This is a genomic window from uncultured Chryseobacterium sp., from assembly GCF_913776365.1.
In the GTDB taxonomy this organism is placed as follows: Bacteria; Bacteroidota; Bacteroidia; order Flavobacteriales; family Weeksellaceae; genus Chryseobacterium.
This window is the reverse complement of sequence record NZ_CAJYMO010000009.1, coordinates 1-9,066: the sequence shown is the minus strand read 5'-3', so window position 1 is coordinate 9,066 and position 9,066 is coordinate 1. Positions and strand designations below refer to the sequence as shown.

Below are 9,066 nucleotides of genomic sequence, written 5' to 3'. Positions count from 1 at the left end.
CGGTTCGAGTCCGGTTCCCGCTACTACAGAAGAGTATTGCAAACTGCAATGCTCTTTTCTTTTTCCGGGATCCGGGACAAAATCGGATCACGCGCAAAGCTGTCGATTTCCCTGTCATACATCAGATTCATGATTCCCGGTGATGCGGAAATTCTCCGCCGGTACAACATGCTATGGCGCAATTTATGCAGAGGTATCATCACACCATCTAAACAAACCGATATGTATAAAAAAATTCTTGCAGGATTAGGAGGTGCCCTGGCCCTCAGCCTGCTCCATGAAACCATCCGGAAAAATTTCGACAACGTTCCTGAAATCAATAAAGTGGGAGAGGAAGCACTTAATAAGGCTCTGGATACCGTAGATATGAAAATTACCAATCCCGATCAGCTGTATGCTGCTACGCTTGCAGGAGATGTTATCGGAAACGGGATGTACTATGCCGCAACCGCTACAACAGGTTTTAACCTTGCTTCAGGCGTACTGATGGGATTAGGAGCCGTAGCGCTTCCGGACAAAATGGGGCTGGATGAAGAACCGGTAGCCGGAAACAACCAGAAGAAACTGATGACGGTCGGATATTATCTGTTCGGAGCTGTAGTGACCAAGCTTATTTACGACCAAATCAAGTAATACAACTGTTCGTCCTTTTAAAAAAATTGCCACATCATCCGATGTGGCAATTTTTTACATTTTCTTGAGAGCAGATCCTTTATGTACTGCTGATTTACCGGTTTTTTCACTCATGACTTCGTATTGGGGCTCATCTGCCGAGGCCCGGCGCTGTTTGTCCATAAAAGTGAAATCCTTCTTATGTACCGCTGTAATTTTTCCGTGGGTCTGTCCGTTGCTGGAATCCCATTTTACCATGTCTCCTTTTTTAAAATCGCTCATATCTTTAATTTTTGTGATGATAGCAGAAAGCATTCATTTATTATGCCAATACAGCAACCGGTATTCTCGAGATTAGGTACACAAAAAAATCCTGCACAGAGGCAGGACTTAATTATTTTTTAATGGAAATGATTACTGTGCCAGTTGGTTGAATGGCTTCAATGCATTGTCATCCGCCATTGTTTGTCCCAGGAATTCTTTCTTCTGGTTCCCTTTCATTCTGTTGGCCGCATCGCCTCCGTTGAAATAAGATTCGCTCAGCTTGGTGGTTACTTCGGCAGGATTGAATTCAAACTTGGTATCGCCTTCCACCCCCAGGTATCCGTTTTTACGGGTCAGGTTGGTAATGTAGTTGTTGTAATTGGTCAAAGTACCTCTGAACATCGTATTGTGGTACTCCATGCATTTTTTAGCCTTTTTGGAAGAATTGTTAAGGATACAGTTGTTCATATTTCCCCTGTACAGCCTCCATTCGAGTTCCACCTTTCCGTATTCTTTGGCGAGGGCTGTTTTTCCGTTGCTTAAAATATTCGGGTCGTTTTCTTTTTCACTGATTTCTTTCAGGTGCTTGATCACCAGCGGAACGGTATTTTCAATTTTATTTTTGGCCTCTCCCACCGCGCTGAAATCCGCTGCCGGCGAACTTTTCTTCTGGGCTGTAGCAACATTAAATACGAGCAGTAATAGTACAATTAACAGATTATATCTTTTCATGAGAAATTTTTAAAGCACTAAAATAAATATATTTTCCGACTTATGGCAAATACGTTTTGATTTTATTTAATAAAAATTAACAAGTTTTAAGAATTTGAACAGGATATCAGCGTTTTTCTGTTCATCGCTGGCAGGATACAAAAACCTTACTGCATAATTAATAAAATTTAACTAAAAATATTAATCTGATTATCAGTTATTTATATAATTAAATTTATTATCACTAAAAAAATAGTTGTTTGAAACCGTTTTATTTTTACATTTGTATAACTAATTTGTTAGTGATACAGGAACCAAGCCCCTGTATGACTATCGGTATAATGAAAAAGGATATGAAAATTCAGACACTGACGAAAGCGGAAGAACAGGTAATGCAATATGTATGGAAGATTGAAAAAGGTTTCCTGAAAGATCTGCTCGATCTCTTTCCGGAACCGAAGCCGCATACCAATACGGTTTCTACCATCCTGAAAGTATTAAAAGATAAGGAGTTTGTAGACTACCGGGTACATGGGAGGCAGCATGAATATTTCCCGCTGGTTTCTAAAGAACAGTACTCCGGGAAAACCATGAAAAGCCTGGTGACCAATTATTTCAAGGGCTCTTACAAAAGTGCCGTTTCATTTCTTGTCGAAAAAAACGAAATGACGGTGGAAGACCTGGAGATGCTCCTGAATGAACTGAAAGAGAAAAACGATTAGCTATGGAAGCCGTATTGCTGTACCTGGGAAAACTTATGATATGTTCCGGTGTAACATTCCTGTATTATCAGTTGTCTTTAAAAGACAGGACATTTCATCACTACAACAGGTTTTATCTTTTGTCGGCGATGTTTATTTCCGTGCTGCTCCCGCTGGTACAGGTGGAAGATTTTACCATTGAAGTCAGCAGTGACCTCTACCGGTTAATCAGTGGGATGCAAGATTTTAGTACCGTAAAAGATACAGGCCATGATTACATTTATATTGCAATTGTTTTTTCAGCTCTGGGATTGGTTTCTCTCTTCTTTTTAGGGAGGCTGGTTTACGGAATCCTGAAGATCAGGAGGTTCCAGGAACAGTACCGGAGGGAAACTTTTGACGGGATCAATTTTTACCGCACCGATCTCAATGAAGCCCCGTTCTCCTTTTTCAGGAATCTTTTCTGGAAAAATTCCATCATGCTGGATTCGGATCTCGGAAGGCAGGTGCTCAAACATGAAATGGTGCATATTGAGCAGAAACATTCTTTCGATAAGATTTTCATTGAAATAATGACTTCCGTATTCTGGTTCAATCCGTTTTTTCACCTCATCAAAAAAGAAATCAGTTTAATCCATGAATACCTGGCGGATAAAAAAGCCGTCAGACACTCGGACACCAAAGCATTTGCGCAGATGCTGCTGGCAAGCCACTTTTCCGGAACCCCGTTGCCTGCCACCAGTCCGTTTCTAAGTTCAAACCTTAAAAAAAGACTCAGAATGTTACAGAAACCCAAAACCCGCTTCGGTTATGCACGCAGGATATTGGCATTGCCGGTAGTATTTACAGTTGCGTTCGCTTATCTGGTGAACGCCAAAAACCAGGAAATCAAAGCCACCAACCAGGAAATTGAGAAAGCCGTTTCCCGCATCGGAAATAAAAAAGAAACGGTGAGCAGGAAAGATACTATTGCTCCCGACAAAAAAGATCCGGTTGTCCTTCCTAAAGTGAACAGGAAACAGGAAGACGACAAGAGAATTACTGAATTGAGTGAAAAACTTCAGCAGCAAGCCGGGAATCTGAATACCCTGGAACCTAAATCCAACGAATATTACAAAAGTCTCGAGGAAATCACAAAGCTTTCCGGTGAAATCGCAAAGATTGCCGTTTCCAGAGACTACCTCAAATCCGCGATGGTCATCAGGATGAATGGCAAGGACATGAACATCAATGATTATTTCAAGTCAAAGGAGTGGAAAGACGAAGTGAAAAAACTTGAAGATCTTGATATCGAAATCCCCGATATGCCTGAAATCAACCTGGATATTCCTGACGCTCCGCCCTCACCGCCGGATGCTCCGGAGACGCCTCGCGTAAAAGTGTTGAATTTCAATGGGATGCGGGACCGGAAATGGACGCCGGGTACCGGCCTTATCATTAAGTCTGTAGTGGCAGATGAGTCACCTTCCATGGCAAGGAAAAGAGCAAAGCTTGAGAAAGAACGCGCAAGGCTTGAGAAAAAAAGAGCCAAACTGGAGGGCGAACGGGCACAACTGATGGTGCAGAGACGGGCACTGGGAATGGACAACAAAACAACCATGGGAAGTATCGTGAAAAATTTCCCTGATATGAAAAACCTTAGGGTGAATGCCGACAACATCAGGATCAATTTCAAAGACCAGTCGCTGATGGCATCCGGTATCAAAGGCCTTGACGGTGATGCCGAAAATATCAAAATCTATATCAACGGTAAGGAATCAACCGGTAAAGAAATGCAGGCCCTGGACCCGAAGATTATCAAATCGATGAATGTAAACAAAAAATCCACCGACGGATCAAAGACGACCGGCGATATCCGGATTGAAACCAAATAGAAAGCAGCTGGTCCTGCCGGTAATTCCCTGAAACAGCAGAAGTAGGGCCTTCTATCGCTGTAAAAGAATGATTGTTCATCTATAAACTGAAAAAAACCATGGAAACAGTATTGCTTTACGGAATAAAAGTAACGGTCTGCTCAGGCGTTCTGCTGGTGTATTATGATCTTTTCCTGAAAGACAGGACGTTTCATCAATACAACCGTTTTTATCTGCTTTCTGCGCTTGTGATTTCTTTGTTTATTCCACTGGTCAGGATAGAAGACTTTACCGTAGAAGTCAATGAAAACGTTTACAGGCTGGTGAAGAGTATGCAGAATTTCGCAGGGACTGGTAAACATGAGGAAAACGGAGGCTACAGCATCCTGGTGATCATTATCGCTGCCGTTTCAGCCGGATTGCTTATAAGGTTCCTATGCGGTATTTTTAAAATCCGTCAGCTGAAAAGAGCTTTTGCGAGAGAAGAGATCGACGGAATCAATTTTTACCGGACGGATCTCGCAGATGCCCCTTTTTCATACTTCAAGAACCTCTTCTGGAAGAATGCAGTCGCTTTGGATTCTGATCCGGGACGGCAGATTCTGAAACATGAGCTGGTTCATATCCAACAGTGCCATACCGCAGATAAAATGATTGCAGAGGTGATTGCAGCAGTCTTCTGGTTCAATCCATTCTGCTATCTGATGAAGAAAGAACTGAGGTTGATCCATGAATATCTGGCAGACCATGAATCGGTAAAGCATAGCGGAACGGAGCTATTTGCAAAGATGCTGCTGGAAAGCCACTTTCCGGGTATGGAAGCAGCTGTCACAAGCCATTTTACCACATCAGATCTTAAAAAACGATTATCTATGATACGAAAACCCAAAACGAAATACGGATATGGGCAGAGGATTCTTGCGCTTCCGTTGGTATGCACCCTCGCCTTTGCCTATATGGTGAATGCCCGAAATAATGAAATCAGAACAATCAATACGGCCGTTACGAAAGATATCGCTCATGCTCTACAGGATACCGTCAGGCCAAAACCGGAAATCCGGACCGGGATAAAGGAAACAGCAGGGAACGGAAATACAGGCATCACTTCTGCAATAAACGGCACTGATGAAAATGAATATGCCCGATTTTACCGGCAGGCTAAAAACCGCAGCCGGGAAGCCGCCCGGCAGAAGGCCGAAGCAAAAGAGGAAATGACGGCTCTTATCAATTCCGAAAGAAAAGCATTGGCTTTTGAAGAAAAATTTCCTGAAAACAGGGACTACGAAAAAAATCCGCTTACCGAGGCCGAAAAACAGGTCCTGAAAACCGATGCTGAAAAAATCATGGAACTGACGCAGAAAAGAGCTGATAACAATAGGGAAAATATCGGACTTTTCAAATTTGAAAAATTGGCAACGAAAATTTTTGACAGTAACGGCCGGGAAATCAGAACGGATGACAGGTCGCCGGTAGGAAACGTTACACTGATGACGGTGTCGGTAGAGGGTCCGGAACTTTATGTCAATGGGAAGAAAGTATCCCGGGAAGAATTCCTTGCTCACCAGATGAGTTTTAAAAATGCTCCGGATGCGCCCGCCAATATTAAACTTTTTACAATTGAAAGCGTGGGAGACAATAAAAGATCCTACGCTAAAAAAATGGAAATAATAACCAATTAATACTGATTATGAATAAAATTATAGCTTTCGGATGCATCATGCTGGGCATCTTTGCTCAGGCCCAGATCAACCGCTTTTTCTATGATTACCAATACATTCCGGATTCCGGAAACAGGGAAGATGTTAAAAAAGAAATGATGTACCTGGACATCAGCAGCAAGGGTTCCCGGTATTACAGCCGTGATGCCTTCATCGCCGATTCGGTACAGATGGCAAAAGTTGCTGCCATGATGAAAGGGGTTTCTTTGCAATCTGCCGGTGGAGGCCGTGCAAAAGCTTTTGTCATGGGCGGTAATAACAACATGAATAAAGTTGTTAAGGAGTATCCCTCATTTACTACCTATCTGCTTACCAGCATAGGAGCAGACCGGTATAAAGTGAAGGAAGATAGAAAGCCGGACTGGAAAATTCTTCCCGATAAACAGAAAATAGGGGAATATAATGCGCAAAAAGCTACGGCCACATTCGGAGGAAGAGACTGGATTGCCTGGTTTACGACGGATATTCCTTTTCAGGACGGACCTTATAAGTTCTACGGGCTTCCCGGACTGATTGTCAAAATAGAAGATACTACCGGTTCGCACAAAATGACCTTAGCCGGAAATAAAAAAGTGAATGCTTCCGAAGGTTCCGACACCGATTCTTCAAAAACCGCTTCACTACCGATATTGGCTTCATTAGGAAGCGACGGCAAGGAGATTGAGCTCACCAATGCACAATTCAGGAAAGCATGGAAGGAGTATCAGGCAGATCCTGCCAAAAATATGAAGCAGATGTTGTCCAATGTGGGAAGCGGAAAAATTATGATGAACGGTGGTGACGTAAACCAGGCAGAAGTCATCAGACATATTGAAAAAACGCAGAAGGAGGCGATGGCCAAGAATAACAATCCCATTGAGCCGGACCTGGTGAAATAGGATAAAAAAATGCGTCATCAAAGCAGGAAGGAACCGGTTCTTCCTGCTTTTTTATTATCTTTAGCTAACCAAATAAACGATCAAATCTCAAAAACCATGACCGAAAAGGAAAAATGCGAGCAGGGGCTTCTGTACAATGCCAATTACGACGAACAGCTCATCCGGGAACGGATGGCGGTAAAAGACCTCTGCCAGGAATACAACCGGCTCAAAAATTCGGATACGGAAGGACGGAACATCCTGATTAAGAAAATTCTCGGAACTGCAAAAACCAATATCTGTATCGAACCGGATTTCTGGTGCGACTACGGGTACAACATCGAGGTCGGTGAGAACTTTTATTCCAACCATAACCTGGTCATCCTGGATTGTGCTCAGGTGAAATTCGGGGATAACGTCTTCATTGGTCCGAACTGCGGGTTCTACACGGCGAATCATCCGCTGGATGTAAAGCAGCGGAACGAAGGACTGGAGTCTGCCCATCCGATTACCGTTGGCAACAACGTATGGTTCGGAGGCAATGTGGTGGTGCTGCCCGGTGTTACCATTGGTGACAATGCCGTGATCGGTGCCGGAAGTATCGTTACGAAAGATGTTCCGGCAAATGTTGTAGCGGTAGGAAATCCGTGTAAAGTACTGAAAAGTATTGAACAGACGGTAAGCAGCTGATGGCAAAAAAACAAATGGCGCGGAAACAAAGTTTCCGCGCCATTTTTTATGGTATCATGACATATTCTTATGCCAGTTTCTGTGAATCTGCAATAAACTGGGCCACTCCGCTGTCTGTTAACGGATGTTTCAGCAGGCTCAAAATCGGAGGCAGCGGGGAAGTAATGACATCGGCCCCGATTTTTGCGCAGTCGATAATGTGCATGGAGTGGCGGATGGATGCCGCTAAAATTTCGGTCTCGTACATATAATTGTCGAAAATCAGGCGGATCTCACGGATCAGGTTCAGTCCGTCAGTTGAAATATCGTCCAGTCTTCCTAAAAAAGGGGAAACATAGGTAGCGCCGGCTTTTGCTGCCAGAAGGGCCTGTCCCGGAGAGAAAATCAGGGTGCAGTTAGTTTTGATTCCTTTATCTGAAAAATATTTTAATGCTTTGATCCCGTCTTTCATCATCGGGATTTTTACTACGATATTCGGGTGAATGGCTGCCAGCTCGTCGCCTTCCTTGATCATCTCCTCATAGGTTGTGGAAAGGACTTCCGCAGAAATATCTCCGTCTACAATCTCACAGATGGCTTTGTAATGGTCCATGATCGCTTCTTTACCCTGGATTCCCTCTTTCGCCATCAGGGAAGGGTTGGTGGTTACTCCGTCCAGGATTCCAAGATCTTTAGCTTCTTTAATCTGCTCCAGGTTGGCAGTGTCGATAAAAAATTTCATTTGTTTTACAGATTTATTAGCTGCAAAGATAAACATTCCTTTCTGAGTGGAAAATTTAATTTGAGGGAAGGTGAACAGTTTCGGATTAAAATTCAGGATTTAAAATTCAAGGGTCAGCATATAGTGGCAGCAGGATACTTCCGCTCTAAGTCGAAATTTAATTTGAGGAAAGGTGAACGGTTCCGGATTAGAATTCAGGATCTAAAATTCAAGGTTCAGCATGTTGTGGCAGCAAGGTACTTGCGCCGGTTGATCATGCATTTTCCCTGCGCTGTCATCATCACGTGTCCTACAAAACACACTCACCATAAATATATCATTATCAGTTTTTTATACTTTAACACTCTTTTTCGCACAAGTAACTATGACGATATCCGGCATTTGGTATACCTGCATTCATTTACCTGTCGGATTCCCGATTTTTTTTGGAGCTTTTTCCTGCTATCCGCTCATACTCCTCGCCCCGCGGCATTCCCGGCCTGCTGTGGGGTAACCGCTGCTATCAGGGCTATGACAGCCGTCTGTCACACAATACGTCCAGGCAATCATTTCCCGGAGAAGACCGCTGACCGTTATTTTGGCAAATGGAACTTCCGGCTTCCTCCTTCCCACCTTATTAATCCGGTCACAAATTTGAGCGTACGTTAAATCATTTTCACAAATCAATAGCGTCGGGTTTTAGCCCGGCGTCATTATAGCGGCATACCTCTGGCTTTGGCCTAAATTATTCACATTCATCTCTTACCGGATCATGAGGTATTGCCTCAATCAACAGCGTCGGCTTTAGCCCGGCGTCATTATAACGGCATACCTCCGGCTTTAGATTCTGTGTTAATATCCAAATATTTTTTATACATTTACATTTATAAAGCGACTTTTGAGTCAGCTTGTGTTGGGTGGGATTTTTTTTGAATTTCCACCCTTCCTTTTTCAAAATCA

10 protein-coding genes are annotated in these 9,066 nt (G+C 43.3%); 6 read left to right on the top strand and 4 right to left on the bottom strand.

The features are described from left to right. The coding region (locus QZ735_RS00625; RefSeq protein ID WP_294243243.1) for a hypothetical protein at nucleotides 1–633 on the top strand (633 nt) is incomplete at its 5' end. A gap of 54 nt (nucleotides 634–687) precedes the next feature. Here QZ735_RS00625 and QZ735_RS00620 read toward each other — a convergent pair. Together QZ735_RS00620 and QZ735_RS00615 are read right to left on the bottom strand one after the other, a co-directional pair. Next, nucleotides 688–894, bottom strand: coding sequence for a DUF2945 domain-containing protein (locus QZ735_RS00620; protein WP_294243241.1), 207 nt, complete (start codon nucleotides 892–894; stop codon nucleotides 688–690). A 132-nt stretch (nucleotides 895–1,026) separates the two neighbouring features. Continuing rightward, entirely contained in the window at nucleotides 1,027–1,608 is a 582-nt protein-coding gene (locus QZ735_RS00615) for a hypothetical protein (RefSeq protein ID WP_294243239.1), read from the bottom strand. A gap of 332 nt (nucleotides 1,609–1,940) precedes the next feature. On the opposite strand from QZ735_RS00615, the gene QZ735_RS00610 reads away from it, so the two are divergent. The 5 genes from QZ735_RS00610 to QZ735_RS00590 all read left to right on the top strand — a co-directional run bounded on the left by QZ735_RS00610 (nucleotide 1,941) and on the right by QZ735_RS00590 (nucleotide 7,406). Beyond that, nucleotides 1,941–2,309: a BlaI/MecI/CopY family transcriptional regulator gene (locus tag QZ735_RS00610; RefSeq protein ID WP_294243237.1), complete on the top strand. Its 369-nt coding sequence runs from the start codon at nucleotides 1,941–1,943 to the stop codon at nucleotides 2,307–2,309. A gap of 2 nt (nucleotides 2,310–2,311) precedes the next feature. Then, nucleotides 2,312–4,162 carry a M56 family metallopeptidase gene (locus tag QZ735_RS00605; RefSeq protein ID WP_294243236.1) on the top strand — a complete coding sequence of 617 codons (1,851 nt, stop codon included), beginning with the start codon at nucleotides 2,312–2,314 and terminating at the stop codon, nucleotides 4,160–4,162. A gap of 98 nt (nucleotides 4,163–4,260) precedes the next feature. After that, nucleotides 4,261–5,820, top strand: a complete 1,560-nt coding sequence (locus QZ735_RS00600) for a M56 family metallopeptidase (RefSeq protein ID WP_294243233.1) — start codon at nucleotides 4,261–4,263, stop codon at nucleotides 5,818–5,820. 8 nt (nucleotides 5,821–5,828) lie between these two features. Beyond that, nucleotides 5,829–6,737 carry a GLPGLI family protein gene (locus QZ735_RS00595; protein WP_294243232.1) on the top strand — a complete coding sequence of 303 codons (909 nt, stop codon included), beginning with the start codon at nucleotides 5,829–5,831 and terminating at the stop codon, nucleotides 6,735–6,737. 96 nt (nucleotides 6,738–6,833) lie between these two features. Beyond that, the gene (locus QZ735_RS00590) at nucleotides 6,834–7,406 is read left to right on the top strand and encodes a sugar O-acetyltransferase (RefSeq protein ID WP_294243229.1); all 573 of its coding nucleotides are present in this window, start codon (nucleotides 6,834–6,836) and stop codon (nucleotides 7,404–7,406) included. Nucleotides 7,407–7,473: 67 nt separating this feature from the next. Here the strand turns inward: QZ735_RS00590 and fsa are convergent, their stop codons facing one another. Both fsa and QZ735_RS00580 read right to left on the bottom strand, forming a co-directional pair. Continuing rightward, a complete protein-coding gene (gene fsa / locus QZ735_RS00585; protein WP_294243227.1) occupies nucleotides 7,474–8,127 on the bottom strand; it encodes a fructose-6-phosphate aldolase in 654 nt (217 codons plus the stop codon). A gap of 724 nt (nucleotides 8,128–8,851) precedes the next feature. Further along, nucleotides 8,852–9,066, bottom strand: a 215-nt coding sequence (locus tag QZ735_RS00580) for a hypothetical protein (protein WP_294243225.1), incomplete at its 5' end; no start/stop codon positions are given.